At 59.6% G+C, this 26,051-nt stretch carries 31 protein-coding genes; 12 read left to right on the plus strand and 19 right to left on the minus strand.

Going from position 1 to position 26,051, the window contains the following annotated elements; translation table 11 throughout:
- Positions 1-8 precede the first annotated feature (8 nt).
- A complete protein-coding gene (gene grxD / locus GGD46_RS12370; protein ID WP_184704132.1) occupies positions 9-344 on the minus strand; it encodes a Grx4 family monothiol glutaredoxin in 336 nt (111 codons plus the stop codon).
- Between the two features lie 381 nt (positions 345-725).
- On the opposite strand from grxD, the gene GGD46_RS12375 reads away from it, so the two are divergent.
- Together GGD46_RS12375 and GGD46_RS12380 are read left to right on the plus strand one after the other, a co-directional pair.
- On the plus strand, positions 726-1,028 hold the full coding sequence (locus GGD46_RS12375) for a hypothetical protein (RefSeq protein ID WP_184704134.1): 303 nt from the start codon (positions 726-728) through the stop codon (positions 1,026-1,028).
- Between the two features lie 225 nt (positions 1,029-1,253).
- Positions 1,254-2,453: a hypothetical protein gene (locus GGD46_RS12380; RefSeq protein WP_184704135.1), complete on the plus strand. Its 1,200-nt coding sequence runs from the start codon at positions 1,254-1,256 to the stop codon at positions 2,451-2,453.
- Here GGD46_RS12380 and GGD46_RS12385 read toward each other — a convergent pair.
- The 4 genes from GGD46_RS12385 to GGD46_RS12400 form a co-directional block, all read right to left on the minus strand.
- The gene (locus GGD46_RS12385; RefSeq protein ID WP_004108912.1) at positions 2,439-2,672 is read right to left on the minus strand and encodes a BolA family protein; all 234 of its coding nucleotides are present in this window, start codon (positions 2,670-2,672) and stop codon (positions 2,439-2,441) included. The genes GGD46_RS12380 and GGD46_RS12385 overlap by 15 nt on opposite strands.
- A 15-nt stretch (positions 2,673-2,687) precedes the next feature.
- Positions 2,688-4,919, minus strand: coding sequence for a phosphoribosylformylglycinamidine synthase subunit PurL (gene purL / locus GGD46_RS12390; RefSeq protein ID WP_184704137.1), 2,232 nt, complete (start codon positions 4,917-4,919; stop codon positions 2,688-2,690).
- 171 nt (positions 4,920-5,090) lie between these two features.
- Entirely contained in the window at positions 5,091-5,705 is a 615-nt protein-coding gene (locus tag GGD46_RS12395; RefSeq protein WP_184704139.1) for an acyloxyacyl hydrolase, read from the minus strand.
- A gap of 118 nt (positions 5,706-5,823) precedes the next feature.
- Positions 5,824-7,242: a PLP-dependent aminotransferase family protein gene (locus tag GGD46_RS12400; RefSeq protein WP_184704141.1), complete on the minus strand. Its 1,419-nt coding sequence runs from the start codon at positions 7,240-7,242 to the stop codon at positions 5,824-5,826.
- A gap of 188 nt (positions 7,243-7,430) precedes the next feature.
- Between GGD46_RS12400 and GGD46_RS34485 the strand changes: the two genes are divergently transcribed.
- Positions 7,431-7,568, plus strand: a complete 138-nt coding sequence (locus tag GGD46_RS34485; RefSeq protein ID WP_409527679.1) for a DUF1127 domain-containing protein — start codon at positions 7,431-7,433, stop codon at positions 7,566-7,568.
- A 42-nt stretch (positions 7,569-7,610) separates the two neighbouring features.
- Here GGD46_RS34485 and GGD46_RS12410 read toward each other — a convergent pair whose 3' ends face one another.
- The 7 genes from GGD46_RS12410 to GGD46_RS12440 all read right to left on the minus strand — a co-directional run bounded on the left by GGD46_RS12410 (position 7,611) and on the right by GGD46_RS12440 (position 11,840).
- Entirely contained in the window at positions 7,611-8,144 is a 534-nt protein-coding gene (locus GGD46_RS12410; RefSeq protein ID WP_184704144.1) for an AAA family ATPase, read from the minus strand.
- Positions 8,145-8,224: 80 nt separating this feature from the next.
- The gene (locus GGD46_RS12415; RefSeq protein ID WP_184704146.1) at positions 8,225-8,635 is read right to left on the minus strand and encodes a hypothetical protein; all 411 of its coding nucleotides are present in this window, start codon (positions 8,633-8,635) and stop codon (positions 8,225-8,227) included.
- Between the two features lie 127 nt (positions 8,636-8,762).
- Positions 8,763-9,434 (minus strand): phosphoribosylformylglycinamidine synthase subunit PurQ, encoded by a 672-nt coding sequence (gene purQ / locus GGD46_RS12420; protein ID WP_184704148.1) that lies wholly within the window; start codon positions 9,432-9,434, stop codon positions 8,763-8,765.
- A complete protein-coding gene (locus GGD46_RS12425; protein WP_184704150.1) occupies positions 9,431-9,988 on the minus strand; it encodes an RNA 2'-phosphotransferase in 558 nt (185 codons plus the stop codon). The genes purQ and GGD46_RS12425 overlap by 4 nt, the downstream gene beginning before the upstream one ends.
- Positions 9,989-9,996: 8 nt before the next feature.
- Entirely contained in the window at positions 9,997-10,239 is a 243-nt protein-coding gene (gene purS, locus GGD46_RS12430; protein ID WP_184704152.1) for a phosphoribosylformylglycinamidine synthase subunit PurS, read from the minus strand.
- Positions 10,240-10,256: 17 nt separating this feature from the next.
- On the minus strand, positions 10,257-11,021 hold the full coding sequence (purC, locus tag GGD46_RS12435; RefSeq protein ID WP_184704154.1) for a phosphoribosylaminoimidazolesuccinocarboxamide synthase: 765 nt from the start codon (positions 11,019-11,021) through the stop codon (positions 10,257-10,259).
- A 264-nt stretch (positions 11,022-11,285) separates the two neighbouring features.
- Positions 11,286-11,840 (minus strand): RBBP9/YdeN family alpha/beta hydrolase, encoded by a 555-nt coding sequence (locus GGD46_RS12440; protein WP_184704156.1) that lies wholly within the window; start codon positions 11,838-11,840, stop codon positions 11,286-11,288.
- Positions 11,841-12,007: 167 nt separating this feature from the next.
- On the opposite strand from GGD46_RS12440, the gene GGD46_RS12445 reads away from it, so the two are divergent.
- Positions 12,008-12,808, plus strand: a complete 801-nt coding sequence (locus GGD46_RS12445) for a DUF2189 domain-containing protein (protein ID WP_184704158.1) — start codon at positions 12,008-12,010, stop codon at positions 12,806-12,808.
- Positions 12,809-12,895: 87 nt separating this feature from the next.
- A complete protein-coding gene (locus GGD46_RS12450) occupies positions 12,896-13,396 on the plus strand; it encodes a low affinity iron permease family protein (RefSeq protein WP_184704160.1) in 501 nt (166 codons plus the stop codon).
- On the opposite strand, the gene purB is transcribed toward GGD46_RS12450, so the two are convergent.
- The 4 genes from purB to GGD46_RS12470 all read right to left on the minus strand — a co-directional run bounded on the left by purB (position 13,393) and on the right by GGD46_RS12470 (position 17,159).
- On the minus strand, positions 13,393-14,694 hold the full coding sequence (gene purB / locus GGD46_RS12455; protein WP_184704162.1) for an adenylosuccinate lyase: 1,302 nt from the start codon (positions 14,692-14,694) through the stop codon (positions 13,393-13,395). The two genes, GGD46_RS12450 and purB, sit on opposite strands and share 4 nt — an antisense overlap.
- Positions 14,695-14,795: 101 nt before the next feature.
- Complete coding sequence (locus GGD46_RS12460) at positions 14,796-15,209, minus strand: hypothetical protein (RefSeq protein ID WP_184704164.1); 414 nt, start codon at positions 15,207-15,209, stop codon at positions 14,796-14,798.
- Positions 15,210-15,309: 100 nt separating this feature from the next.
- A complete protein-coding gene (gene rpe / locus GGD46_RS12465; RefSeq protein ID WP_184704166.1) occupies positions 15,310-15,996 on the minus strand; it encodes a ribulose-phosphate 3-epimerase in 687 nt (228 codons plus the stop codon).
- Between the two features lie 80 nt (positions 15,997-16,076).
- On the minus strand, positions 16,077-17,159 hold the full coding sequence (locus GGD46_RS12470; protein WP_184704169.1) for an ABC transporter substrate-binding protein: 1,083 nt from the start codon (positions 17,157-17,159) through the stop codon (positions 16,077-16,079).
- Between the two features lie 169 nt (positions 17,160-17,328).
- On the opposite strand from GGD46_RS12470, the gene GGD46_RS12475 reads away from it, so the two are divergent.
- The 7 genes from GGD46_RS12475 to GGD46_RS12505 are packed head-to-tail and all read left to right on the plus strand — an operon-like array spanning position 17,329 to position 23,025.
- Positions 17,329-17,823, plus strand: coding sequence for a flavin reductase (locus GGD46_RS12475; protein WP_184704281.1), 495 nt, complete (start codon positions 17,329-17,331; stop codon positions 17,821-17,823).
- 19 nt (positions 17,824-17,842) lie between these two features.
- Positions 17,843-18,775, plus strand: a complete 933-nt coding sequence (locus tag GGD46_RS12480) for an AAA family ATPase (protein WP_184704171.1) — start codon at positions 17,843-17,845, stop codon at positions 18,773-18,775.
- 3 nt (positions 18,776-18,778) lie between these two features.
- Positions 18,779-20,026: a vWA domain-containing protein gene (locus GGD46_RS12485; RefSeq protein ID WP_184704173.1), complete on the plus strand. Its 1,248-nt coding sequence runs from the start codon at positions 18,779-18,781 to the stop codon at positions 20,024-20,026.
- Between the two features lie 7 nt (positions 20,027-20,033).
- Positions 20,034-20,363 carry an XdhC family protein gene (locus GGD46_RS12490; RefSeq protein ID WP_015340028.1) on the plus strand — a complete coding sequence of 110 codons (330 nt, stop codon included), beginning with the start codon at positions 20,034-20,036 and terminating at the stop codon, positions 20,361-20,363.
- Positions 20,363-21,070 (plus strand): XdhC family protein, encoded by a 708-nt coding sequence (locus GGD46_RS12495; RefSeq protein ID WP_184704175.1) that lies wholly within the window; start codon positions 20,363-20,365, stop codon positions 21,068-21,070. The genes GGD46_RS12490 and GGD46_RS12495 overlap by 1 nt, the downstream gene beginning before the upstream one ends.
- Positions 21,067-22,701 (plus strand): NTP transferase domain-containing protein, encoded by a 1,635-nt coding sequence (locus GGD46_RS12500; RefSeq protein ID WP_184704177.1) that lies wholly within the window; start codon positions 21,067-21,069, stop codon positions 22,699-22,701. The genes GGD46_RS12495 and GGD46_RS12500 overlap by 4 nt, the downstream gene beginning before the upstream one ends.
- Positions 22,702-22,704: 3 nt before the next feature.
- Entirely contained in the window at positions 22,705-23,025 is a 321-nt protein-coding gene (locus GGD46_RS12505; protein ID WP_184704179.1) for a TfoX/Sxy family protein, read from the plus strand.
- Between the two features lie 187 nt (positions 23,026-23,212).
- Here the strand turns inward: GGD46_RS12505 and GGD46_RS12510 are convergent, their stop codons facing one another.
- The 3 genes from GGD46_RS12510 to GGD46_RS12520 all read right to left on the minus strand — a co-directional run bounded on the left by GGD46_RS12510 (position 23,213) and on the right by GGD46_RS12520 (position 26,036).
- On the minus strand, positions 23,213-23,845 hold the full coding sequence (locus tag GGD46_RS12510) for a DapH/DapD/GlmU-related protein (protein ID WP_184704180.1): 633 nt from the start codon (positions 23,843-23,845) through the stop codon (positions 23,213-23,215).
- A gap of 214 nt (positions 23,846-24,059) precedes the next feature.
- Complete coding sequence (locus GGD46_RS12515) at positions 24,060-24,482, minus strand: NUDIX domain-containing protein (RefSeq protein ID WP_184704182.1); 423 nt, start codon at positions 24,480-24,482, stop codon at positions 24,060-24,062.
- A gap of 36 nt (positions 24,483-24,518) precedes the next feature.
- A complete protein-coding gene (locus tag GGD46_RS12520) occupies positions 24,519-26,036 on the minus strand; it encodes a DEAD/DEAH box helicase (protein WP_184704184.1) in 1,518 nt (505 codons plus the stop codon).
- Positions 26,037-26,051 lie beyond the last annotated feature (15 nt).

Here is a 26,051-nt window from a genome sequence, read left to right on the forward strand (position 1 = left end):
GTGACCGGTCAGGCGGCGCCGCGAACGCTGATGCCGTTTTCCTGAAAATGCTGCTGCAACTCGCCTGCCTGGAACATCTCACGGACGATATCGCAACCGCCGATGAACTCGCCCTTCACATAGAGCTGCGGGATGGTCGGCCAATTGGAGTAGTCCTTGATGCCCTGGCGGATCTCGGCGTCGGCAAGGACGTTGATGCCCTTATAGTCCACACCGATATAATCAAGAATCTGCACGACCTGGCCCGAGAAACCACATTGCGGGAACTGGGGCGTGCCTTTCATGAAGAGAACGACGTCGTTGTTCTTTACTTCGTTGGCGATGAATTCCTGAATGCCGCTCATGTCCAGTTCCTTTCACATGCGGAGTCAAGGTCCGCAGCGTTAAAATCCGTTCTCTAAATAGCAAGCGACCGACGTGATTTCCAGCGGCAAAACGTCGTCGTCTTCTTTTTCATCGCATGAATGATTCCGGGTGGCGCTGTTAAGGAAGACGGCGAAAATGGTTCATTGGCATTTTTTTCTGAACAGTGCGTTTTGAAAACGGCTCTTCAACTCGATAGGCGAACAACGCATATGGGGAAAACATAAGGGACGAATAAGATTAGGCTGCTACTGAATTTACATGCGGCCGGTTTGTTTGTTAGAGTTCGTCGATTGATGCGATTTGGCACGTATCGGTCCCTTATGAGCACGGCATTCGCATTTTTTGAGGGAGCGAACACCATGAGCCACCATCACTATTCTGACGGGCAGGTTGGTGAGGAACGGGAATTCTATAGTTCTGACGATACGAGCGAAGGCGAACGGGAATATTATGAGCATGTCCGTACGCCAAGAGCCTCGGTGCTGAACAGCACGGTAACCGTGAGCGCAATCGTGCTCATTCTGAGTGTCGTCTTCGGCTACCGAGCCTCGATCACCCCAACGCAGCAACCGGCCGTCGCGTCGATCGTACAGAAGATTATGACCGAACCGGCTTTGGACTCTTGTGCTGAGGTTTCTCCGTATCCACGCCGGGAATGCTAATATTCATATAGCTCAATATCGTCACCGCATGGTGATCCAGAGAGGGCGCAAGGCCGAGCTATGTCCATTCGCGGGGCGAGGCACCTTGCCGCCGAGTACTTGATCTTATCTTTTTGTTTTTAGACGATTTGTCTTGTGTTGCCATGAAAAAGCCGGCAGCCCGTGGTCTTGGCTGACGTCCAGCATTCATCGATGTACTGGCGCACCCCGGGGACAGACTAAAATATGAACAGGATCAAGAAGAGGGTGGTTCTCCACTTCCCTGGCTTCGAGCCGTTGGATGCTGCCGCGCATCGGGCTCGTTACGAGCGTTCGGCTCGCCAGAGCGCGGCCGTATGGAACTTTTCCGCCTCTGTCGACGAATTGAAAAAATTCGGACGCGCGCCCTATTTCGACGTCGTTGCGGCGGCGGCGGATTGGCAGACGCAAAGCCGCGTCCATATCGTCGATCACAATGATTTGGTTGCCGCGCTGAACGGCCGGCCATTCTTCATACGATTGCTGAATGGCTATCTTGCGGCGGCGAGGGTCGCCCTTAGCGGCGGCATGGTCGGCTATTTTCGCCATGCGTGGCGTTTCGGCCTGTTCTTTATTTTTCCGTTTCTGCTGATGCTTTGCGGGTTGGCGATTAGCCTCTCCATCGCCTTGGCACCATTCCTGTTCGGCTTGCCATCCTGGAGCCATATCGGCAGCATTGCCTTGGCGGTTGCGTTCTTCGTCTACGTTTTTCTGCCGCAGGCGGAGAAGCTGCATACGCTGCACCTGTTCTCCGACTGGGAGATGGCGGTGGCAATGGCTGGATTGAACAGGCTCGCTGCCGAGCAATGGCTGGAGGCGAGCGCGCTTAGTGTGCGGCAGGCGTTGGAAGAACCCGACGTCGACGAATTCGTCATCTCCTCGCACAGCATGGGCTCATCCGTTGCGACACACGTGATCGGTCTGCTGTTGGAGCGGGAGCCGGGACTGCTGCAGGGCAAACAAGTGGTGTTCATGACACTTGGCAGCGCCATCCTGCAATGTGCCCTCATGCGTCCGGCCTCGGTGCTGCGCGCACGCGTCGGATTGATCGCGCGCTGCAGGGAGATCTTCTGGCTCGACATTCACTGTCTGACCGATGCGATCCATTTCTACAAAGCGAAGGTTGCCGCCGTTTGCGGGCATCCGGATGCCGAGCAGGCGTCGATCCTTTTCGTGCGTTTCAAGCAGATGCTGACAGCGCAACACTATGCCAAGATCAAGCGCGATTTTCTGCGGGTTCACCGGCAATATGTGCTCGGCCCGGATGTGAAAGCGTTCTTCGATTTCACGTTGACGACGGCCGGCCCGCTGCCGACCTCGCATTTCGCTGAGTTTTCCCTGAGGAAAATGCCGGAGCTGACATTCAACTCCGGCGACGAGGCGCAGGCGCTCTCAATCGGGCGCTGAGGTCTGTAGCGCAAGGGCGTGCAGCACGCCGCCCATATTGCCCTTCAGGGCATCATAGACCATCTGGTGCTGCTGCACGCGGCTCTTGCCGCGGAAGGCTTCCGCGACAACTTCTGCAGCATAGTGATCGCCATCCCCGGCCAGGTCGCGAATCGTTACCTTGGCGCCGGGAATGCCGGCCTTGATCATGTCTTCGATATCGCCGGGGTTCATGGGCATAAGTGGTACCTCAATCTATTCAGCGGCAGCGAGGGCGCTGCCATCCATGAAGGCAGGAAACCACGATTCATGCGCTTCGCGCAACTGTTCAACCGGAAGTGACAACAGACCATCGACAACCAGCGCGTCGCCACCGACCGTGCCGAGACGACGGAAGGGCACGCCGGCGCTTTCTGCATTGATGCAGACGAAATCGGCGACATCGGCCGGAACCGCGATGACGTAACGCGCCTGATCTTCACCGAACAGTGCCGCATGCGGCTGCGTCCGGCCTTCGCTGAGATCGATGCGCAGGCCCTTACGCGATGCCATCGCTATTTCGGCAAGGGCGAGTGCCAGACCACCGGAGGAAATGTCGTGGCAAGCCGTGACCTGGCCGTTGCGAATGGCGGAGCGCACGAAATCACCGTTGCGGCGCTCGGCGAAGAGATCGACTTCCGGCGCGGGGCCGTCGGTCGAGCCGATGATATCGCGCAGATAGATAGACGAGCCGAGATGGCTGCCGTCGAGACCGATCATGACGACGTGATCGCCTTCCGACGCGGAACCGATGCGAGCCATCGTCTTCCAGTCCGGCAGCAGGCCGACGCCGGCAATCGTCGGAGTCGGCAGAATCGCGACGCCGTTGGTTTCGTTGTAAAGCGAGACGTTGCCGGAGACGATCGGGAAATCGAGCGCCCGGCAGGCTTCGCCGATACCCTTAATGGCGCCGACGAACTGGCCCATAATCTCCGGCTTTTCGGGATTGCCGAAATTCAGGTTGTCGGTGGCAGCCAGCGGCTCGGCGCCGGTTGCCGTGATGTTGCGCCAGCATTCGGCGACCGCCTGCTTGCCGCCTTCGAACGGATCCGCTTCGACATAGCGCGGCGTGACGTCGGAGGAGAAGGCCAGAGCCTTGCTCGGATGGCCTTCGACACGCACGACGCCGGCATCGCCGCCGGGAAGCTGCAGCGAATTGCCCTGGATCAGCGTGTCGTACTGCTCGTAGACCCAGCGGCGGCTGGACTGATTGGCGGAACCAACGAGCTTCAGCAGCGCCTGGCCGTAATCTTCCGGAGGCGCCACGAGGTCAGCGGGCAGGGCGGCGCGCTTGTCGGATTCCCGCCATGGGCGGTCATATTCCGGAGCCTGGTCGCCGAGATCCTTGATCGGCAGGTTGGCGACTTCTTCGCCCTGATGAATGACGCGGAAGCGCAGATCGTCCGTCGTCTTGCCGACGATCGCGAAATCCAGTCCCCACTTGACGAAGATCGCCTTGGCGATAGCTTCTTTTTCCGGCTGCAGCACCATGAGCATGCGCTCCTGGCTTTCCGACAGCATCATTTCGTAGGCCGTCATCCGCTCTTCGCGCACCGGCACTTTGTCGAGCTCGAGTTCGATGCCGAGGTCGCCCTTGGCGCCCATTTCGACGGCCGAGCAGGTGAGGCCGGCGGCACCCATGTCCTGAATGGCAATGACGGCGCCGGTCTGCATCAGTTCCAGGCAGGCTTCCAGCAGGCATTTTTCGGTGAAGGGGTCGCCGACCTGAACGGTCGGACGCTTTTCCTCAATCGATTCGTCGAATTCGGCCGACGCCATGGTCGCACCGCCGACACCGTCGCGGCCGGTCTTGGCGCCGAGATAGACGACGGGGAGGCCGACGCCCTTGGCTTCAGACAGGAAGATGGCATTGGATTTGGCAAGGCCGGCCGCAAAAGCGTTGACCAGAATGTTGCCGTTGTAGCGCGCGTCGAACTCGACTTCGCCGCCGACTGTGGGAACGCCGAAGGAGTTACCATAACCACCGACACCGGCGACGACGCCGGAGACGAGGTGGCGGGTCTTCGGGTGATCGGGCTCGCCGAAGCGCAGTGCGTTCATGGCAGCGACAGGGCGGGCGCCCATGGTGAAGACGTCGCGCAAGATGCCGCCGACGCCGGTCGCAGCGCCCTGATAGGGCTCGATATAGGACGGGTGGTTGTGGCTCTCCATCTTGAAGACGACGCAGTCGCCGTCATCGATATCGACGACGCCGGCATTTTCGCCCGGGCCCTGGATAACGCGCGGACCTTTCGTCGGCAGCGTGCGGAGCCACTTCTTCGAGGATTTGTACGAGCAGTGCTCGTTCCACATCGCCGAGAAGATGCCAAGTTCGGTGAAGGAAGGTTCGCGGCCGATCAGATCCAGAATGCGCTGATACTCATCCGGCTTCAGGCCATGGGCGGCAATCAGTTCGGGGGTGATCTGGATCGTATTGGAAATGGTCATGGGCGCTCGAGTGTCCTTGCCTGTAAAGGGTTTGAAGGCCGGTCAGGGGATCGGGGTCTCTTTAGCGCAAGTCTCCCCGTCGTGCGACAGGAAAATCACCGGCGTTCACAGGACGCCGGCACTTGTCATCGCCGAATGAAGGGGGCGGCCATTCGCGGCCGCTCCTATCAATCAGAATTTGTAGCCGACCATGAGGCCGACACGCGTCATGCCGCCGTTCGGGCCGTCGCAAAGATTGGCGTGCGACGAATGCGCGATCTGCGCCATCACGTTCCAGTGGTTGTCGAAATTGTATCCGAGGCCGGCATATTCGTGGAACAGCAGCCGACAGCCGAGCATCGGGCCATGATCCTGCCAATCGTCGAGATTGCCGGTGTGCACCGCCCCGCCGAAGCCAAGTTCTGTGAAGATACCGTTGCTGTGAGTGAGCGTCCAGGAGAGACCGCTATAAACCTGGGTCGCCGATCCCGCTGTGCCGATCGATGTCCCCAAGTGGATGCGCGGATACATCAGCTGGTCTTTCCAATCGGCCGTCGGATTGTAGCCGAACGGATTGAAAAGCACCTGGACGTCCGGAAATATGCCCTTTTCGTGATCGTATCCGGTCTGGATCGAGCCGCTTGCGCCGAAACGCAATTCGTCGAAGACCTTCGGGCCGGCGGCGACCGTTACCTGATCTGCCGCGGTCGCTGCGAATGCACCTGTGGCGAATACCGTGCTGATTGCTAGAAAACTCGCGGCTAAACGCTTACGCGAACTGCATGCTGAAACGCTGTCAATAGCCATGCACTCCCCCTGAATGGCGGGCGAATCCCGCAATATTCATAGAATGGTAGGGAGCTAGGAGTCGAGACGGCTGAACTTGGATTCGGCAAGATCTCTGTCGATAAACTAAAAGTCTTGCTTAAATGTGACTATCATAACCCGATGAGCCATTTTCCAGCAACCGGCGTAAAGTCATGAAGCCGGCCTCGACATCTTCACGTTGCCGTGGCGAGGAAAAGGCGACTCGAACGCGGTGATAGACTTTCTCCATCCTGGCGGCCTTGAACTCGTCCTCGTCATCAATGAGCACGCCGTCGGCAATGGCAGCATTCTTGAAGGTGCCGGAAAGCCAAGGCTCAGGCAGCTTCAGCCAAAGGAATGGCAGGTGTGGATGCGAATTGAATTCGAAGCCAGCCAATGCCTCCCGTGCGATCCGCTCGCGTGCCTTGATTTCCTCGATCGACTTGCGGCGTAATTCGAGTGCGTGACCTTCCAGCACGAGACGCGCGCAGGTTTCCGCCAGAATGAAAGGTAGGCCGCCAGTGGTCATCTTATGGGTGACCTTGATGCGCTGCGCGAAATGCGGCGGGCAGGCGACCCAGCCGCCGCGCACGCCGGCCGTCACCGCTTTCGCCAGGCTGCTGACAACAAAGGTTCGCTCCGGTGCGATGGTGGCCATTAGCGGGTTCTGGTCGCCGGTCATGCCGCCATAGAGATCGTCCTCGATCAGCCAGACGCTGTGGCGGCGGGCAATGGCAGCGATTGCGCGCCGCCTCGCCTCGGGCATCGTCACCAGCGTGGGATTGTGGCCCGTCGGCATCAGGAACGCGAGGCGAGGGTGCTGCTGCTGGCACAGTCGTTCGAAATCGTCCGGGATCATGCCGTGTTCGTCGGAATCGACCAATATCGAGCGGCGACCGAGAAGGCGCGTTGCGCGGCTGATCTGCGTATAGGTGAGATTCTCAAAGACGATCTTGTCGCCCGGCGACGTCACGGCCGAAATGACGGCGATGGCGCCGGCATGGGCGCCCAGCGTCGGCACGACCGTTTCGATTGCAGGCTTCCAGCCATTGCGAGCAAGCCAGATCTGGCCCGCATCGAACCAGCTCCCGGGGAAGTTCCGCGAATAGGATGAGATCTCCGAGCGATGATCCAAGCTGATGTCGGCAAACAGCTTTCCGATAATCTCGCCCTGGCCGATATCGGGAGCGGCCGTCGTGTCGAAGCGTATCTTGGCATCGGGCGTGTTCAGCCCGCGTGTGCCGGCCAGCGCCTGCGTGATCGGATCCACCTGCTCGATCTGCTTGCCGTTCGAGCGCTCCAGCACATAGGTGCCGCGACCGACTTCGCCTGCGACGAGGCCGCGCTCATGCACCAGTGCGTAAGCGCGGCTCACCGTACCGATCGTTACGCCGATGTCATAGGCAAGGTTGCGCTGTGGCGGCAGCTTGGTGCCGGGAGGCAGGACACCATGCGTGATCGCGTTTTCGATGCTGTCGGCAACGCGGATATAGACCGGTCCATTGCCACTGGAAATGTCAGGGAGCCAATTTGTCATAATGACAATTTCCTAGATTGTCTCGAGATGGGAGTCAATACTATGAGTCAATTGTGTCGTTTGGCTAGGCGCATGAACATTGATTCAACCTTATAGGCCTTGAGATGAGTACAATTGATACAATTTGCGCGGCGAATGCGGAGAGTGGAGCGACACGGCCAAAGTCGCACCCCATGTGCCGGCTTTGGGTGACCCTTCTTCTGTGGATGCAGAAGCGGGAGGGCCGCTGGGTTCTGCGGGAGCTGACCGATGATCAGCTGCGGGACATCGGTCTCACGCGCCGCGAAGCGAATACCGAAGCCAACAAATCGTTCTTCTGGGATTGATCGGTCGTCGCGGAATGTCCGCTGTCATCGGAGCTGCCGTTATCAAAGCAGGCCCAGCGCTGAGAGCACATAGTCGGCGCGTGCGTCGACGTCGATCTTCGGCAAAATATGCAGCCCGTAGCCGAGCTTGGGATAGTCTGCGCACAGCCGGTCATACTCGGCAATGCCGGCGGATAGATCGTGTCGGCGCTCATGGTCACCGACATATATTTCCGGCCAGGGCGGCGTGAGGAAGACATGGCTGTTATAGCGATGCTTTTGGCCATAGGAGGCCAGCGCCGGTTCGCCGGTGATGTGCTGAAGCGCCGACGCAGCATCGATCAATCCTCTGTCGAAGAAAACGATACCGGCGCGCTTGGTTGCCGCGTCACGATCGGCGAGTGACATATCGATCGCCCGGCGCAGGAAGGCGGTCAAATCCTCCCAGGGCAGCGCCGAGCCGCCGCTCTCCAGTTCTTGCGTAACGATGCGCCGGCCCGGTTCTTCGACAACATGGTGTCCGCGAAGCCGGAGCGCTTCGAGCAAGGTCGATTTGCCCCCACCCGAGCAGCCTGAAAGAATGACAAATCTATCCATGACAATGATCCCTGAAGTTGAGGGCCGTCATGCGTCGGCTGCGGTGTCGCAGAATGCGGGATGAGTTCAGGCCGATGGCCTTAGGTGCAGTTTTTCGAACCCGCAGCCCAACGATTGACGTCGCCCGTGATACGGCCGCCGGAAGCGCCACCCATCATCGGACCGAAGGCCTGCAATTGGGCCGGATTGCCTTCCGCCTGGACAACAAGTGACGGCCGGCCGGTCGGATGCTTCTTGTCGACCACGAGAATGCGCGGGCGACCGGTAAAGGAATTGAGTTCCGGAGAAAGCTGGTAACCCGCAAAGGCCGGGTCCGACGATTTGAACCAGCAGGCGCTGGCATTGAGCATGACGCGTTCCATCGTCGACAGTGCGCTGCGATCGGTCGCGACGATGCTCGGAGTGCGCGGACCGGCGCAAGAGGTGACGAGAGGCCCAAGCATCGCGATGGCAGCGGCGGAGTAAAGTCCTGTCGGGAGGCGAGGGCGCATCAATTTCTTTCCAGTGAAGCGGTTAGGTCTGGCTTTGCCACAGTCACCAACTGACCATTCGTCGGCGCTCTGCTGCTTTGCGCAACGACGCCGATTTTATGATGTTGACGCCCGGCTCGGCGATTTATCAGGCGGCGATGACGCCGAGTGCCGAGGCGAACAAGCCGCGGCCGTCATTGCCACCATGTGCCGCTTCGATCAGGTTTTCCGGATGCGGCATCATGCCGAGGACATTGCCCTTGGCGTTGATGACGCCGGCAATATCATTGACAGAGCCGTTGGGATTGGTGCCTTCGGCATAGCGGAAGACCACCTGGCCGTTGTCTTCGATCGCCTTCAGCGTGTCGGCATCGGCGAAATAGTTGCCGTCATGATGCGCGACCGGGCTGCGGATGACCTGACCCTTGGCATAGGCGCTGGTGAATTCCGTATCGGCGTTCACCACTTCGAGCTTCACTTCGCGGCAGACGAATTTCAGCGAGGCGTTGCGCATCAGCGCGCCGGGCAGCATGCCGGCTTCCAGCAGGATCTGGAAACCGTTGCAGACGCCGAGAACCTTGACGCCCTTGTCGGCCTTGTCCCTGATCGCCTGCATGATCGGCATGCGCGCTGCGATCGCGCCGCAGCGCAGGTAATCGCCGTAAGAGAAGCCGCCGGGAATAACGATCAGGTCAACATCCGGGATCTCGGTTTCGGTCTGCCAGACAGTCACGGGCGCATGGCCGGAAATCTTGGTCAGAGCCGCGATCATGTCGCGATCACGATTGAGGCCGGGGAGTTGGACGACTGCTGATTTCATGATGCTGGTCCCGCAAGAGGCGAAAGATACTGGCTTGGAACGTGATCGGTGAGCCATACTCCATTGTCGCTGACAAAGAAAGAATGACCGTCCGCATGCATGCGCGCCGCGTCGATTTCAAGGATGATGTAGTCACCCTTGCGTCTCGTCGCGACGATTTTGGCCGTTTCTATATCCGGAGACAGGTGAACATGATGGCGCTGCATCTTATTCAGTTCTGAACTTTGGATTGCCGACCAGCTTTCGAGCGATGTTCCGTGAAACAGCTTCGATGGTGGCGTCGCCGAATTCAGCGCCAGATCCACCGTGACACTGTGGCCCTGCGCTGCGCGGATACGATCACCCAGCAGCGTGAAGCGCTTCTTTGGATTGGACTCGATCACTTCGAGGATATCGGCTTCGGTGACATCGAAGCGGTCAAGAACCGTCTTTTTCAAATCGTCAAAAGGCACCCACCCTTCAGAGTCCAGAGCCAGGCCAGCCTCATGCGGTGCATGCCTTAGCGCGTAGCTCATGAACTTCGAAATTTCGGTCTGGAGTTTGGTGGTTGCCATCAACGATATCAGTCGATCGAAATGGCGAAGTTCTCGATCACCGTATTGGCGAGGAGCTTTTCGCACATGGCTTTCAGCTCGGCTTCGGCCTTGGCCTTGTCGGTGCCTTCAAGCTCAAGGTCGAAGACCTTACCCTGGCGAACCTGATGGACGCCGTCAAAGCCAAGTGCGCCGAGTGCGCCTTCGATTGCCTTGCCCTGAGGATCGAGAACGCCGTTTTTCAGCGTGACGGTTACACGAGCCTTGATCACGATTGTCCTTCCTGAACTTACTTGACGAGAACCGGGCCCGTGCCGCGCACGGGTTCGTTTTCATTGATGATGCCGAGGCGGCGAGCGACTTCGGAATAGGCTTCGAGCAGACCGCCCATATCGCGACGGAAGCGATCCTTGTCCATCTTCTCATGGGTTGCGATATCCCAGAGACGGCAGCTGTCCGGCGAGATTTCGTCGGCGAGGATGATACGCATCATGTCGCCTTCGAAGAGACGGCCGCATTCGATCTTGAAATCGACGAGCTGGATGCCGACGCCGAGGAAAAGGCCGGTCATGAAGTCGTTGACGCGTATGGCGAGCGCCATGATGTCATCGAGTTCCGCCGGGTTGGCCCAGCCGAAAGCCGTGATGTGCTCTTCAGAGACCATCGGGTCTTCGAGGGCATCGGACTTGTAATAGAATTCGATGATCGACCGCGGCAGCACCACGCCTTCCTCGATGCCGAGGCGCTTGGAGAGCGAGCCAGCGGCGACGTTGCGCACGACGATCTCGAGGGGAATCATCTCCACTTCCCTGATCAGCTGCTCGCGCATGTTGAGGCGGCGGATGAAATGGGTGGGAATGCCGATCTTGTTCAGATGGCTGAAGATATATTCGCAGATGCGATTGTTCAGAACACCCTTGCCATCGATGACTTCGTGCTTCTTCTTGTTGAAGGCAGTAGCGTCGTCCTTGAAGAACTGGATCAGCGTGCCCGGCTCAGGTCCTTCATAAAGGATCTTGGCCTTGCCTTCGTAGATACGGCGGCGACGGTTCATTGGTATTGTTCTCTGTCTTTGGCGCTCATGGGACAGCGCAAGTGGATCGTGTGTGGGCGTCCCCATAACGGATAAGAAGCGAATTCACAATCCGCCTGCGCCTCCTTCCTAGGAATTCCGGCCTGGGCGGGGTGCCAAGGCTCTGAATCGAGATCCTGTCACACCCTGTTTTACAGGCTTTTATCTGACGATGGAATGAAGGCGGCCTATACTTCACAGGCTAGTGAGCCCGGCCCTCTCCATCCCATTGTTATTTCCGGGCCATCATGGCTTCAATTGGCTCAGGAACTTGGCGAAGACCATCGTGCCTTCGGGCCAGGGGCCGTGGCCGGATTCGCTGTTGATATGGCCGGACTCGCCGGCGTCGATCAGCTGCGAGCCCCAGCTGTTGGCAACGTCGTCTGCATGCTCGTAGCTGCCGAAAGGGTCGTTGCGGCTCGCGATCGTGATCGACGGAAACGGCAGCGGCTCGCGCGGGTAGGGGCCGAACGTCATCAGATGCTTCGGCCGGATGCCTGGATTAGCAACATCGGGTGGTGCCACGAGGAAGGCGCCTGCGACCTTGTTGCGGAAATGCGGGATCGCATGGATCACCGACGGCACGCCGAGCGAATGCGCCACGAGCACAACAGGTTTATCCGAGGCGTTCACCTCTTCGGCGATACGAGCCACCCAATCGTCGCGCACGGGCTTAGACCATTCGGCCTGTTCCACGCGCCGCGCAGTCGAGAGCTTCTGCTCCCACCGCGTCTGCCAGTGGTCGGGGCCGGAGTTCGTATAGCCGGGAATGATGAGGATGTTTGCGTCGGAAGCTTTCATGATAGCGCCGATGTGGAAAAGGTGGCCCCAAGTGTCAAGGGAAAAGGGCGACAATTGCGGCAAAATTTGCTAGGATTGCTCCTGCCGGTAGCGAATGACGATGTCGGCGAGCAATTTGCCGCCATCTTTCACCGCAGCCGAGCGCCACGGTTGAGGAGGAGAGCATTATGACGGCCTTTCATGTCATGGCCGGAGCGGACCATACATTTTCCCGTCCCGCCATCCGCAAGATAGGTATTGCAGACCTTGTCGACGCCCTCAAATTGGGGCTCGACGACTTCAGCGAGAAGCCTTCGCATTATGTCTTCCTGTGCCTGATGTATCCGATTGCAGGCATCGCGCTTGCAATCTGGAGCACAGACCAGAACCTGCTGCCGCTGCTATTCCCGCTGATGTCAGGCTTTGCCCTGCTCGGCCCGATAGCGGCAATCGGTCTCTACGAGATCAGCCGGCGCCGGGAAAAGGGGATGGATACATCCTGGAGCCATGCATTCGAGGTTCGCCATTCGCCGGCCTTGCCGTCGATTATCGTTGCGGGCCTGATGCTGTTCGGCCTCTTCATCGTCTGGCTTATCGTGGCGCAGAACATTTACTTCATCTTCTTCGGTGACGGCGTGCCGCCCACGCTTTCATCCTTCGTGTCGAAAATTCTGACAACACGGCAAGGCATGGCGATGATGTTCTGGGGCAATCTGGCAGGTTTCCTCTTTGCGCTCGTCGTGCTCGCGACCACGGTCGTGACGTTTCCGCTGCTATTGGACCGTGACGTCGGTGTCGTTGCGGCGATCGACGCCAGCATCAGGGCGACGCTCATCAATCCGGTTCCGGTCGCGGTCTGGGGCCTGATGGTGGCAGCACTGCTCGCTGTCGGCACGATCCCGATCTTTGCCGGTCTTGCGGTCATCATGCCCATCCTCGGTCACGCGTCCTGGCATCTCTACCGCAAGCTGGTCGTAGCTCAGGAATAGGCCTTCAAGCTTTCAGCGGTTTTCAGCCATCGTTGGAACCGCAACGGGATTTCCACGTTGATCCGCATCATCATGGAGATGCGGATCATGCCTTCGCTTACGCATATTTTCACCCGTTTCGCGATGACGGTCTCGGATTGGACCGGCAAGCCGGCCATCTTCGTGCTGGCGCTGCTCTGCGTCATTGTGTGGGGCACGACAGGGCCGATCTTCGATTATTCGGACACCTGGCAGCTGGTCATCAATACCAGCACGACGATCGTCACCTTTCTGATGGTTTTTCTGCTGCAGAGCGCGCAGACGCGCGACACGCGGGCTATTCAGGCGAAACTCAACGAGTTGATCCTGACCAGCGGGGCAGAGAATCGCTTCGTTGGGATCGAAAATCTCGATGAAGAGGATCTGAAGCACCTCGACAGGCTCGTCGAGAAGGCAGCAAAGCGGCACCAGGAACGACACAAAGGCAAGGCCGGCGAAAGCGTCGAGCTCGATACCGTGATCGTTGCCAAGCCCGCGAACAAAAGGAAAAGGCGGCGCGTCAACCGCACCGCCTCACCGTCAAATCAGACCAATCATACCAAGACTTAGCCGAAGACCCGCTTGAAGATCGTGTCGACATGCTTGGTGTGATAGCCGAGGTCGAACTTTTCGCGGATATCCTCTTCGGACAACGCGGCACGCACTTCCTGGTCGGCCAGAAGCTCCTCGAGGAAGTCCTTGCCCTGTTCCCAGACCTTCATCGCGTTGCGCTGCACGAGGCGGTAGGAATCCTCGCGGGAGACGCCGGCCTGGGTGAGTGCCAGCAGGACGCGCTGCGAATGAACAAGTCCGCGGAACTTGTTCATATTCTTCATCATATTGTCCGGGTAGACGAGAAGCTTGTCGATGACGCTCGTTATGCGGGCCAGCGCGAAGTCCAGCGTAACCGTCGCATCCGGGCCGATCATGCGTTCGACCGAGGAGTGCGAGATATCGCGTTCGTGCCAGAGTGCGACGTTTTCCATAGCCGGAATCGCGTAGGAACGGACCATGCGGGCGAGACCGGTGAGGTTTTCCGTCAGCACCGGGTTACGCTTGTGCGGCATGGCCGACGAGCCTTTCTGGCCCGGCGAGAAATATTCCTCGGCTTCCAGGACTTCGGTGCGCTGCAGGTGGCGGATTTCGGTGGAAAGGCGCTCGATCGAGGAAGCGACGACGCCGAGGGTGGCGAAGAACATGGCATGGCGATCGCGCGGGATGACCTGTGTGGAGACCGGCTCCGGCTTCAGGCCAAGGGCAGCAGCGACATGTTCTTCAACGCGCGGGTCGATATTGGCGAAGGTGCCGACGGCACCCGAGATGGCGCAAGTGGCGACTTCCTCGCGTGCTGCGATCAGGCGCTGCTTGCAGCGCTCGAATTCGGCATAAGCAAGCGCCAGCTTGACGCCGAAGGTGGTGGGCTCGGCGTGAATGCCGTGCGAACGGCCGATCGTGACGGTGTCCTTGTGTTCGAAGGCGCGGCGCTTCAGGGCTTCAAGCAGCTTGTCGATATCGGCAAGCAGCAGGTCGCTAGCGCGTACGAGCTGAACGTTGAAGCAGGTGTCGAGCACGTCGGAGGAGGTCATGCCCTGATGCACGAAGCGGGCGTCCGGGCCAACGATTTCGGCCAGATGCGTCAGGAAGGCGATGACATCATGCTTGGTAACGGCTTCGATCTCATCGATGCGGGCGACGTCGAAGGTCGCCTTGCCACCCTTTTCCCAGATGGTGTCGGCTGCGGACTTCGGGATGACACCGAGGGCGGCCAGTGCATCGCAGGCATGGGCCTCGATCTCGAACCAGATACGAAACTTGGTTTCGGGCGACCAGATGGCGACCATTTCCGGTCGGGAGTAGCGCGGGATCATTGGCTCAGAGCTTTCTTGGCTAACGGGAAAGGAGAACTTGCGCCCCCATAACAAAGACGGGCGGCATTCACAATGTTTGGCGGATCAATCTTTCATCCGCATTAGCGCATATGCCGGACAAGATAGGCTGACGCAGCTATCAGGCAAAGCAAACCGAGGGGCAAAAACAGCGTAGAGCCGAGAACGGCGAACTGATAAACGGCGCTGGCGCTGGTGAACAGGAATTGGAATATCCAGATGAGCGAGCCGAACGGTGCATGCCAGCGTGCGTAGAACCAGCGATAGTCCATGGCAAAGAGGAATGCCGTCATGGCTAGGGTGCCGATGGATAGCGCCAGGAAGAAGGCTGCGAAGCGCGTCGTTGGCGGCCGATGGTCTGCAAAGCGCCTGGTGAACGGCACTACGACGAGCCAGGAGACGGCGCCGCCGAGGAAATAGATAAGGGCAAGCGCGGTCAAGTGGCTCGTGAGCAGGTCGTTGCGTAGATAAAGCGCGGCAAGAGCCGAGGCGGTCATTGCCATCCCCCAGCAGGCTGCGTCGCGCAGATATCCAAGGCAATAGGAAACGGCGGTCCGGGTCCGGGTCCGGTCCGCCGCCTCGATAATTCTGGCTGGATTACTTGGATCCAACGCGACCTCTTTCCGCCGCGGCTCTGAGGTCGCCGATCGTCTGCTTGTAGGCGTCGACCGATTCGCCCTTGAAGATTGCTGAACCGGCAACCAGAACGTTGGCGCCTGCCGCGATGATGAGCTCGGCCGTGTCGGTGGAAACGCCGCCGTCGACTTCCAGTTCGATTGGTCTGTCACCGATCAGAGACTTGGCGTTGCGGATCTTGTCGGCCATGGCCGGGATAAATTTCTGGCCGCCGAAGCCCGGGTTGACCGACATGATCAGGATCAGGTCGATATCGTCGAGCACGTTTTCCAAGATCGATAGCGGCGTGGCCGGATTGAGGGTGACGCCGACCTTCTTGCCGAGATGACGGATAGTCTGCAGCGAGCGATGCAGATGCACGCCTGCTTCCGCATGGACCGTAATGCGGTCGCAGCCGGCCTTAGCGAAGGCTTCGAGATAGGGATCGGCCGGCGAGATCATCAGATGGCAGTCGAAGGTGGCGGTCGTATAGGGGCGCAGCGCCTTGATGACATCGGGGCCGAAGGAGATGTTCGGCACGAAATGACCGTCCATGACATCCAGATGGATCCAGTCGGCTCCGGCTTCGGTCACATCCTTCACTTCCTGGCCGAGTCTGGCGAAATCGGCGGCAAGAATGGAAGGGGCAATGCGGATCGGCAAGGTCATGGTGTAGCTGAGCTCCAACTGAATTTTCGGCTTGGATTAGCACCGACGTCGCAGGCAAACAACCGCCCGCGGGGATCCTCTCAATTTGATGGCGTCGTTACCGGCACGAAAGTGTTGCCGCGCCATTCCAGCCGCTGATAGAAATTTTCGGTGAGTTCGTGGTTCTGACCGAATGTGATCGGACCCATCGCCGTCTGGAAAGCCGTACCGACAAGCTTGTCCGCGACGGGCTTGTTTTCCGTCTTGGCGCTTTCGGCGGCCTGACTGGCGATCTGTGCGGCCGCGGCGGCGGGCAGTGTATAGCCGTCCGGTTCTATGCCGGCAGCACGCATGGCCTGTGCTGCCGATTGCGCCGCGGGCAGGCTGGCAAAATCGGGAAGCGCGATTGCCTGTACGCCTTCGAGCAGGGGCACCGGTTGATCGGCGGCGCGCATCGCGTCACCTCCCATGAGGGTCAGCGGAATGTTTTCGCTCTTGGCGTCGCGCGCAATCACGGCGACATCGCTGCGGTCGCCGCCGACGAAGACGCGTGTGGCGCCGGCCTTCTTCAGGCGGCGGACGAGGGCGATCTGCTGTTCCTGGCCCGGTCGGTAGGTGTCGGTGAAGACGGGCTTCAGCCCCTTTTCCTCAAGCGCACTGCGGATCGCGCCGACCAGTTCGCGTCCGTGAATCGTGCCGTCATCGATCAGGGCCATCGGCTCGGCCGCCCAGTTCTTCAGGATGGTGCTGATGGCCATGGCAGATTCGGCGCTGTCCACCGAGGCAAGACGGAACAGCGGCCAGCCGTTCTTCAAAGCGTCTTCCATCAGGATACGGGAGCGCACCGAAACAGTGATGGCGGGAATGCCGGCATCCTTGAGGCGGGGCAATGCGCCTTCGAGCGTTTCCGTGCATAGGAAACCGATCGCGACCTGCGCTTTCGCGGCGATCAGCGCCTCGGCGGCGACGCGACCGCCATCTTCGGTGCAGGGCTCGTTGACGACAGTCGCCGCGTCCTTCTGCCCCTGGATCTGGAAATTGGCGCCTGCGGTGATCTCGGCTCCGAGCGTGGCGAAATTACCGTCCTGTGGCGCGACGACACCGATGTGAATTCCTGCCGCGTAGCTGCTGCCGGCCGCAGAAAGCAGCGCGAACAGAAGCGGAAGGCGACGCAGAACGTTCATCGATCGATTATCCCGGGCAATTTTTCTGCTCTATTTATCCGCATGAAGAGGCTCGTCAAAGAAAAAGCAGCAAAATCCCTCTGTTTTCAATGGAGTCATTGTAGAAAAGCTAACATCTGACCGCCATATTGAAAGAAAGACGGGGTGTCACAGAGAAATGGAGATGATGGTGCTAGATAGGCAGCGTATGGATCCGGCGCTTTATCGCGATGCCATGAGCCGCTATGCGGGGCATGTGCAATTGGTGACGACGGCGCTCGGCAAAGAGCGGCGCGGTGTCACGATCACGGCTGCATGCTCGGTGTCGGACAGCCCGGCCACCGTTCTGATCTGCCTCAACAACAGCAATGAGAAGAACGATATCTTCTTCAATAGCGGTATTTTCGCCTTGAATACGCTTGGTGCTGACCACCAATCGCTCGCGGATGCCTTTTCCGGCAAGACGCAGCTGACGACGGATGAGCGTTTCGCTTCCGGTAAATTCGAGACACTGGTGACCGGGGCGCCGGTGCTATCGGATGCACTCGCTGCTTTCGATTGCCGCGTTATCGAGATCAAGCAGGCATCGACGCACAACATCATCTTCGGTGAAGTCATGGGCGTCCGCTATAGCGAGCCGAAGCCGGCATTGCTCTATATGAACCGGGGCTATCACGCGCTATAACCCCTGCAAGGGAGTTATCATGGCGGATCAAAAATCATCTAATGCGTTGCCGGGATCGATCGAGGAGACGATGGCTCTGCTTGCGGAGCACGACTATCTGGCCGGGCGCGCGCTTGGCACGGTCCTCTTCCTGGCATTGAAAATGAAGCGGCCGCTCTTTCTGGAGGGCGAAGCCGGTGTCGGCAAGACCGAGATTGCCAAGGTTCTATCCAAGGCGCTCGACCGACCGCTCATCCGGCTGCAATGCTATGAAGGGCTCGATGTTTCATCCGCCGTCTATGAATGGAACTATCCGGCACAGATGCTGGAAATCCGGCTTGCCGAAGCATCCGGTCTGACCGATCGCGATCGCATCGAAGCCGATATCTTCTCCGAACGCTATCTGATCCGCCGACCGGTGCTGCAGGCGCTTTCCGGTCTTGGCGGACGCGCACCGGTGTTTCTGATCGATGAACTTGACCGCACGGACGAGGCCTTTGAGGCATTCCTGTTGGAAGTGCTGTCCGATTTTCAGGTCACGCTGCCGGAGCTTGGGACGATCCGTGCGGCTGAGCCGCCCATCGTCATTATCACCACGAACCGGACGCGTGAGGTGCACGACGCTCTCAAGCGACGATGCCTCTATCATTGGGTCGACTATCCGCAAGCCGAGCAGGAGCTGGAGATCATCCGCCGCAAGGTGCCGGGCTGCAACGAAGTCTTGTCTCGCCAGATCGTCGCCTATGTGCAGAAGCTCCGCACGCTCGATCTTTACAAGAATCCCGGTGTTGCCGAGACGATCGACTGGGCGACGGCCTTGACCGAACTCGACCGGCTCGCGCTCGACCCGGAGACGATCTCAGACACGCTGGGGACGCTCCTGAAATACCAGGACGATATAGCCCGCATTCAAGGCGGCGAGGGTAAACGTGTGCTCGACGACGTGAAATCCGAACTGCTTGCGGCGGGATGAGCCATGGAACCGGGTGCGCAAGATGGCATTATTCTTGCGCCGTCACCGCCCGGTGATGGTCGCTTGGCCGACAATATCGTGCTGTTCGGCCGTGCCCTTCGCAAGGCCGGGCCGAAGATCGGGCCTGGTGCGATTGCCGATGCCATTGAGGCAGTCGAGGCAATCGGTATCGGCTCCCGCGAGGAATTCCACGCCGCTCTTTGTTCGGTCTTCGTGAAGCGCCATGAGGATCTCGCCGTTTTCGATGAGGCATTCCGGCTGTTCTGGCGCTCTCGCGATCTTGTTTCGAAGATGATCGCCATGATGTCGCCGGTCGCACCTGACAATCGCGAGAAGGAAAAACCGAAACCCGGCGAAACAAGAGCCGGCGATGCCTTGCTCGGTGATCGTGACGACCGTCGACCGCAGCGTGAGACGCCCGACATCGAAATCGATGCCCGCTTCACCACATCAGGAAGCGAAGTTCTGCGCCGGTTGGATTTTGCCCAGATGTCGGCAGCCGAGATCGCCGTTGCCAAGAAGGAGCTCGCCAAGCTGCAATTGCCGTTGGACCGGGTGCGGACGCGCCGCTTCGCGCCGTCGCATGCTTCAGTCAAGGTCGATCCTCGTGCGACGATGCGGTCCGCCTTGCGTACCGGCGGTGCTCTGATCCTGCCGCGCTTTCGGCAGCCCAGAGAGATACAGCCGCCGCTCGTGGTGCTTGCCGATATCTCGGGCTCGATGAGCCAGTACACACGCATCTTTCTGCATTTCCTCCATGTGCTGACCGAGCGGCGCCGGCGCGTTCATACCTTCCTGTTCGGTACGCGCCTTACCAATGTCACCAGGGCCATGCGCCACAAGGATCCGGACCAGGCGCTTGACGAATGCGCCGCAGCGGTGCGCGACTGGTCGGGAGGAACGAGGATCGGCGAGACGCTGAAGGAATTCAATCGGCTATGGGCGCGCCGGGTGCTGGGGCAGGGCGCGATCGTGCTTTTGATCACCGATGGGCTGGAGCGCGAGGGAGTGGAACTGCTTGCCGAGGAGATGGATCGCCTTCATCGCTCCTGCCGGCGGCTGATCTGGCTCAATCCGCTGCTGCGCTTCGAAGGCTTCGAGGCGCGGGCTCGCGGCGTAAAAGCGATGCTGCCGCATGTTGACGAATTCCGTCCCGTTCACAATCTATTATCTCTGGCCGATCTCGTATCGGCTCTCACCGCCGGCCGCGCGGGCGCTTACGATCCGCGCCGGTTTCTCGGCAAGTCATGAGGCTTCGATGTCAGATATATCCGAAAGTCTGGATCCGCTTGTCATTGCGGAGGAATGGGTGTCGGCAGGCCGCAACGTGGCCATGGCGACGGTCGTCGATACCTGGGGCTCGGCGCCGCGCCCGTCGGGCAGCCATCTGGTGATCGACGGCGAGGGCAATTTTCACGGTTCTGTTTCCGGCGGCTGCGTTGAAGGCGCCGTGATTACAGAGGCGCTTGACGTCATCGAAACCGGCAAGTCCCGCATGCTGGAATTCGGCGTTGCCGATGAGACGGCCTGGCGTGTCGGCCTTTCCTGTGGCGGCCGCATCCGCGTCTATGTGGAAAGGCTGGGCTGATGGATCGTCAGATACTGGCGCGACTGAATGAAATGCGCCGCAAACGGCAGGCCGCGATCCTTGTGACGGATCTCGACGGCGGCTCGGACAGACTTATTGTCGAAGGCGATGTGCTCGATGGTGCTCTCGCGGAGGTAGCGGCTTCGGCATTCCGCTCAGGCAAGTCGTCGGCGGTAGAGATTGAAGGACAGAGCCTGTTCCTGAATGTGCACCTGCCGCCGCCGCGCATCGTCGTTATCGGCGCTGTCCATATCAGCCAGGTCCTGGCTCGCATGGCAGCACTTGCAGGCTTCGACATCACGATCATCGATCCGCGCACCGCCTTTGCGACGCCGGAACGCTTCGAAGGCATTGATCTTGTCGCCGACTGGCCCGTAGATGCGCTGAAGGAGCGTCCGCTCGACGGTTACATGGCGCTGGTCGCCGTCACCCACGATCCGAAGATCGATGATGAGCCGATCGCGCAGGCGCTGAGGGCCGGCTGTTTTTATGTCGGCGCCCTTGGCAGCCGCAAGACGCATGCCGGGCGCATGGAGCGCTTGAGGCGTGAGGGATTGACGGAAGCGGATTTGGCCCGCATCCGTGCGCCTATCGGTCTTGCCATTGGCGCCGCCAGTCCGGCGGAGATTGCCGTCGCCATCCTGGCTGAGATCATCGCTTCGCTGCGTGGGCGCGATGTGTCGTTGCCGAAAGGTGGCAGATCATGATCTTTGGAGAGTTTCCGACGGTGGAAGCCGAAGGTGCTGTTCTCGCGCATTCCGTCCGGCTGTCCGACGGTAGTTTCGCCAAGGGGCACAAGCTTGATCGGGGAGATATCGAACGTCTGGCGACTGACGGCATCAACCGCGTCATCGCCGCTCGTATCGAGCCGGGCGATCTCATGGAGGACGAGGCCGCCGAACAACTGGCGCGAGCAATTGCTCCAGATCACCTGACTTTCTCGGAGGCGGCAACGGGGCGCGTCAACGTTCACAGCACTGTCGACGGGCTCTTCGTTGCAGACCGAGCGGCCGTCGACGGGCTGAACAGCGTGGATCCCGCAATCACCCTTGCCTGTCTGGCCGATCATGTGCCGGTCCGTTCGGGCGACATGGTTGCCACCTTCAAGATCATTCCGCTGGCTGTCTCGGGAAGCAAGGTGGCGGCAGGCGTCGAGATCCTACGACGCACCACCGTCTTCGAGGTCAAGCCGTTCCAGCCACATGCGGTGTCGCTCGTGGCGACGGAGCTGCCGTCCTTGAAGACAACAGTCATGGACAAGACGGCCCGCATCCTCTCGCAGCGGCTGCAAGCGGCAGGCAGCATCCTTCAGCGGGAAGAACGCGTCGCTCATCGGGACGGTGTGGTTGCAGACGCGATCACTCGTGCACTCAAAGCGACGGATCGCTTGCCGAAGCTGGTGATCGTTTTTGGCGCGTCTGCCGTCATCGATGCCGACGACGTCATCCCGGCTGCCATCCGGCTTGCGGGGGGTGAGGTTGTGCAGGTCGGAATGCCCGTCGATCCTGGCAATCTGCTGGTGCTCGGAAGAGTAGGCAACGTGCACATCGTCGGGGCACCCGGATGCGCGCGCAGCCCAAAGGAAAACGGCTTTGACTGGGTTCTTGATCGCATATTAGCCGGCGAACAACCGACCTCGCGAGATATAAGCGGCTTGGGCGTGGGAGGGCTGCTCATGGAAATTCAGTCGCGGCCACGGCCACGCGATATCGCCGCAAAGCCAGTGGCAGCGATCGAGGTTGCTATTGTCCTGTTGGCTGCCGGCAGGGCCAGCCGCATGGGCGAGGGCGGTGCTCACAAGCTTCTGGCCGAGTTCGACGGCATTTCGCTGGTTCGCCGATCGGCGTCGACCGCGATGGCCGGTGGAGCCTCTGCTGTGGTCACCGTGACGGGACATCGTCGGGACGACATCGAGCGGGCACTCGAAGGCCTCGATATCACGCGGGTGTATAATCCGGATTACGCATCCGGCATGGCGAGTTCCCTGGTTGCAGGTGTCGGCACGCAAGCTGCTCAGCGGGCGGACGGTGTGCTTGTCATGCTCGCGGACATGCCGGGCATCACCAGCGACGATCTGAGGACACTGATCACGGCATTTCGCAGGACGAACGGCCAGGCGATCGTACGGGCGGTATCGAGCGGCAAGCGCGGCAATCCCGTCATTCTGCCCAGATCTGTGTTGAATGCCGTCATGCGGCTCGAGGGTGATGTCGGCGCCCGGCATATTATCGAAACATCGGGGTTATCGGTGATTGACGTTGACATCGGCGATGCGGCACATCTCGATGTCGATACGCCCGAAGCTGTGGTCGCAGCCGGAGGAGTGCTGAAGGGATAGGGAATGGACAATACAGATATCGAGGAAATGTTTCAGTCGCTCGGGCCTGTGACCATCAAGCGGATGTTCGGCGGCAAGGGCATCTATCATATGGGCCGGATATTGGCGCTGGAAGTGGACGATGAAATTCTACTGAAGGCCGACGACGCTAGTGCTTCCGAATTCGAAGCTGCCGGCGCGCGACGCTGGGCCTTTGAGAGCAAGAAGGGCAAGGCCGTCAATATGCCCTATTGGTCTATTCCCGAGGACGCCTTCGACGATCCGGATGTGATGTCGCGTTGGGTGAGGCTCGCCTATGAGGCGGCATTGCGCGCGGATAAATAGATAGGCAGCGCTGCGTTGGGATGAATGGCCGTGACGCCGGCTGATCCAGCGGCAGCTCTTTCAAAGAAGCGGTTGAGCAAATGTACTGGAGCATTTCTGCCTTCAATGACGTTGCGGAAATGCTTTACCTCTCTGCTACGATGCAATCTAGGAAGCAAATCCGCCGCGCATTTTTACCGGTGCTGTTTTATGCCCAACGTTCGCAAAAGGCTTCGATGTCGCTTGACTGAAAGTCTGCGAGCCGCGCCATGATAGTTTCGAATGGCCAGTTCCACCAGGCGATGGATGTCAGTCTCTCCGCAATGGCTCGCGAGAACCGCTCGCGAATGAACTTCGCCGGAACACCGCCGACAATGGTATATGGCTCGACGTTCTTGGTGACGACCGCTCCGGCAGCGAGAACGGCACCGTCTCCGACGGTTACGCCCGGAAGAACAATGACCCCGTGACCGATCCACACGTCGTTGCCGATGATGGCGCGATCCTGCTTGCGCTCATCGAAAAAGGCATGGTCGCGCATGGCTTCGGCGGAGTAATATTCCGGGCAGTAAGTGAAGCGGTGCATCGACGGGCGATCCATCGGGTGATTGGGCGCGCCGATCCGCACTTCCGCCGCGATGGCGCAGAACTTTCCGATCGTTGCATCCCCGACCATGCAGCGTTGCCCCAGATAGGAATAATCACCGAGTTCAACCGCATGTAGCGATGTATCCGCCAGGATCTCGCAGCATTTGCCTATGCTCGAATCTTTGATGCTGGCCGATGGGTGGATGACGGTCTCGGCGATTTTGGGGCGATTTGGTTGTGCGGTCTGGTCCATTGACAATCTCCAAGTTTCGCACTGCCTATCCGGGAACGGTGAAGCATATGTGACGCCGGGAAACGCAAGTTCAGCTGCGCGGCTCGCTGGTGCAGGAAATAGCAATCGAGGGATCTTGCCGCGCAGGCGCAAGGGTGGCGTCGCGGTAATCGCCTATGAAAATCATAGAGTTAGAGGGCTGGCAGCGAGTGCCTGGGATCGGGTGATCCGCGCCTTAGCGAAAGTCTTCTTCGCTCAGATGCGAGATGGTTGCCTTGGCGAATTCGGAAAGTTGCAAGGGCAGGTCTTCGCGGCCGAACCAGCCGAAATCGGAGAGCTTGTCCGGCTCCATCAGCCGAGGCTCGCCGGAGAAGTCCTTGCATACATAGATCAGGGAGATCCAGTGCTGGCGATCTGCCTCTACGATCACTTCTTCGGTGCAGAGATAGTCGATCTTGCCGATCGAGAGGCCGCTTTCTTCTTCCGCCTCGCGGATAGCGGCTTTTGCGGCTGGCTCCATATGGTCGACCTTACCGCCGACGATGCTCCAGAAACCGGCCTCCGGCGCCTTGAGGCGCCGATACAGCAACAGTTTCCCGTCCCGCAATATTGCGAGACCGGTTCCTAAACCTGGGAAATCGATGCCGGGCTTGCCCATGCGTACATCCCGAGGTGTGCTGCTGGATGGGAGCGATCAGGCCTTGGCGTTGGCAACGATCAGCATGAAAGCCGGAATATCGTCGCCAAAACCGACTGGCGTCGGGCCGTCATCGTGGTCACGGTAGCGGTTGCGGCGTTCGCGATGATCGTCGTTGGCAGCGGGGAAGGGCCGGTTGTTGTTGCGAGAACCGTTGTTGGACTTGTTATTGTTCTCAGACTTGCGCTCGTTTCTCACGCTCTCGGCCTTTGCTGGTGCTGCTTCGATCGCCACGACGCCATTATCCTCGACGTCGATATCAGATTTATGACTCGAGGCGCTCCGGCCTCCGCGGCTGCGATCTCGATCGCGGCCCTTGTTCTTCTGGTCGCGGCGGCGGGAAGAACGATTGTCGTCCGTGCTCTCGTCGGCCGGCGGCAGCGACGAGAGGTCGCCGTTAAGCCACTGAACATCTTCGCCAATGAGCTTTTCGATCGCGTCGACATGCTTGGTGTCGCGCTTCGTCACGATGGTGAAGGCAGCGCCCGAACGGCCGGCACGTCCGGTGCGGCCGATGCGGTGGACATAGTCTTCCGAGTGAATCGGAACATCGAAATTGAAGACGTGGCTGACATCGGGGATGTCGAGGCCGCGTGCTGCAACGTCAGAGGCGACGAGCAGCTGCAGATTGCCGTCCTTGAAGTTCTGCAGCATGGCCATGCGCGAGCGCTGATCCATGTCGCCGTGCAGCGCGCCGGCGGAGAAGCCGTGGCGGTCCAACGAACGGAAGAGGTCGGACACGTCCTTCTTGCGATTGCAGAAGATGATCGCGTTCTTCAGATCGGTCTGCTCGCGAATGAGATCGCGCAAAGTCGCGCGCTTCTCGTAATCCTTACCGTGCGAAGCGACGAAGCGTTGCGTCACGGTCTTGGCCGTCGAGGCAGGCTTGGCGACTTCGACGCGTTCCGGGTTCTGCAGGAAGCGGTCGGCCAATTTCTGGATTTCGGTCGGCATCGTTGCCGAGAAGAACAGCGTCTGGCGCGTGAAGGGGATGAGCTTGGCGATACGCTCGATATCCGGGATGAAGCCCATGTCGAGCATGCGGTCCGCTTCGTCGATGACGAAGATTTCGACGCCGCTCATCAAGAGCTTGCCACGCTCGAAATGATCCAGCAGGCGGCCAGGCGTGCAGATCAGCACATCGGCGCCACGCTCGAGCTTGCGGTCCTGCTCTTCGAAGGAAACGCCGCCGATCAGAAGGGCGATGTTCAGGCGATGGTTCTTGCCGTACTTTTCGAAATTTTCAGCAACCTGGGCTGCCAGCTCGCGTGTCGGCTCCAGGATCAGCGTGCGCGGCATGCGGGCGCGGGCGCGGCCCTTTTCCAGCAGCGTCAGCATCGGCAGCACGAAAGAGGCCGTCTTGCCGGTTCCCGTCTGGGCGATGCCGCAAATGTCGCGGCGCTGGAGCGCAAAGGGGATGGCACCGGCCTGGATCGGAGTCGGTGTGGAGTAACCCGCGTCAGTCACCGCGGAAAGGACTTTTTGGCTCAGGCCAAGGTCAGCAAATGTTGTCAAAGGGAAAACTAGTTC

This window comes from Martinezella lusitana, from assembly GCF_014207095.1.
Classification (GTDB): Bacteria; Pseudomonadota; Alphaproteobacteria; order Rhizobiales; family Rhizobiaceae; genus Rhizobium; species Rhizobium lusitanum_B.

What these genes read in the sequence shown, in the direction of transcription:
- GGD46_RS12480 (WP_184704171.1), top strand. Translation starts at nt 17,843, where the DNA reads ATGGCGGATCAAAAATCATCTAATGCGTTGCCGGGATCGATCGAGGAG.
- purC (WP_184704154.1), bottom strand. Translation starts at nt 11,021, where the DNA reads ATGAACCGTCGCCGCCGTATCTACGAAGGCAAGGCCAAGATCCTTTAT.
- GGD46_RS12445 (WP_184704158.1), top strand. Translation starts at nt 12,008, where the DNA reads ATGACGGCCTTTCATGTCATGGCCGGAGCGGACCATACATTTTCCCGT.
- GGD46_RS12410 (WP_184704144.1), bottom strand. Translation starts at nt 8,144, where the DNA reads ATGGATAGATTTGTCATTCTTTCAGGCTGCTCGGGTGGGGGCAAATCG.
- purQ (WP_184704148.1), bottom strand. Translation starts at nt 9,434, where the DNA reads ATGAAATCAGCAGTCGTCCAACTCCCCGGCCTCAATCGTGATCGCGAC.
- GGD46_RS12490 (WP_015340028.1), top strand. Translation starts at nt 20,034, where the DNA reads ATGTCAGATATATCCGAAAGTCTGGATCCGCTTGTCATTGCGGAGGAA.
- GGD46_RS12415 (WP_184704146.1), bottom strand. Translation starts at nt 8,635, where the DNA reads ATGCGCCCTCGCCTCCCGACAGGACTTTACTCCGCCGCTGCCATCGCG.
- GGD46_RS12385 (WP_004108912.1), bottom strand. Translation starts at nt 2,672, where the DNA reads ATGCCCATGAACCCCGGCGATATCGAAGACATGATCAAGGCCGGCATT.
- GGD46_RS12400 (WP_184704141.1), bottom strand. Translation starts at nt 7,242, where the DNA reads ATGACAAATTGGCTCCCTGACATTTCCAGTGGCAATGGACCGGTCTAT.
- GGD46_RS12470 (WP_184704169.1), bottom strand. Translation starts at nt 17,159, where the DNA reads ATGAACGTTCTGCGTCGCCTTCCGCTTCTGTTCGCGCTGCTTTCTGCG.
- GGD46_RS12440 (WP_184704156.1), bottom strand. Translation starts at nt 11,840, where the DNA reads ATGAAAGCTTCCGACGCAAACATCCTCATCATTCCCGGCTATACGAAC.
- purL (WP_184704137.1), bottom strand. Translation starts at nt 4,919, where the DNA reads ATGACCATTTCCAATACGATCCAGATCACCCCCGAACTGATTGCCGCC.
- GGD46_RS12460 (WP_184704164.1), bottom strand. Translation starts at nt 15,209, where the DNA reads ATGACCGCCTCGGCTCTTGCCGCGCTTTATCTACGCAACGACCTGCTC.
- GGD46_RS12485 (WP_184704173.1), top strand. Translation starts at nt 18,779, where the DNA reads ATGGAACCGGGTGCGCAAGATGGCATTATTCTTGCGCCGTCACCGCCC.
- GGD46_RS12495 (WP_184704175.1), top strand. Translation starts at nt 20,363, where the DNA reads ATGGATCGTCAGATACTGGCGCGACTGAATGAAATGCGCCGCAAACGG.
- grxD (WP_184704132.1), bottom strand. Translation starts at nt 344, where the DNA reads ATGAGCGGCATTCAGGAATTCATCGCCAACGAAGTAAAGAACAACGAC.
- purB (WP_184704162.1), bottom strand. Translation starts at nt 14,694, where the DNA reads ATGATCCCGCGCTACTCCCGACCGGAAATGGTCGCCATCTGGTCGCCC.
- GGD46_RS12515 (WP_184704182.1), bottom strand. Translation starts at nt 24,482, where the DNA reads ATGGGCAAGCCCGGCATCGATTTCCCAGGTTTAGGAACCGGTCTCGCA.
- GGD46_RS12375 (WP_184704134.1), top strand. Translation starts at nt 726, where the DNA reads ATGAGCCACCATCACTATTCTGACGGGCAGGTTGGTGAGGAACGGGAA.
- GGD46_RS12505 (WP_184704179.1), top strand. Translation starts at nt 22,705, where the DNA reads ATGGACAATACAGATATCGAGGAAATGTTTCAGTCGCTCGGGCCTGTG.
- GGD46_RS12450 (WP_184704160.1), top strand. Translation starts at nt 12,896, where the DNA reads ATGCCTTCGCTTACGCATATTTTCACCCGTTTCGCGATGACGGTCTCG.
- GGD46_RS12500 (WP_184704177.1), top strand. Translation starts at nt 21,067, where the DNA reads ATGATCTTTGGAGAGTTTCCGACGGTGGAAGCCGAAGGTGCTGTTCTC.
- GGD46_RS12510 (WP_184704180.1), bottom strand. Translation starts at nt 23,845, where the DNA reads ATGGACCAGACCGCACAACCAAATCGCCCCAAAATCGCCGAGACCGTC.
- rpe (WP_184704166.1), bottom strand. Translation starts at nt 15,996, where the DNA reads ATGACCTTGCCGATCCGCATTGCCCCTTCCATTCTTGCCGCCGATTTC.
- GGD46_RS12395 (WP_184704139.1), bottom strand. Translation starts at nt 5,705, where the DNA reads ATGGCTATTGACAGCGTTTCAGCATGCAGTTCGCGTAAGCGTTTAGCC.
- GGD46_RS12380 (WP_184704135.1), top strand. Translation starts at nt 1,254, where the DNA reads ATGAACAGGATCAAGAAGAGGGTGGTTCTCCACTTCCCTGGCTTCGAG.
- GGD46_RS12425 (WP_184704150.1), bottom strand. Translation starts at nt 9,988, where the DNA reads ATGGCAACCACCAAACTCCAGACCGAAATTTCGAAGTTCATGAGCTAC.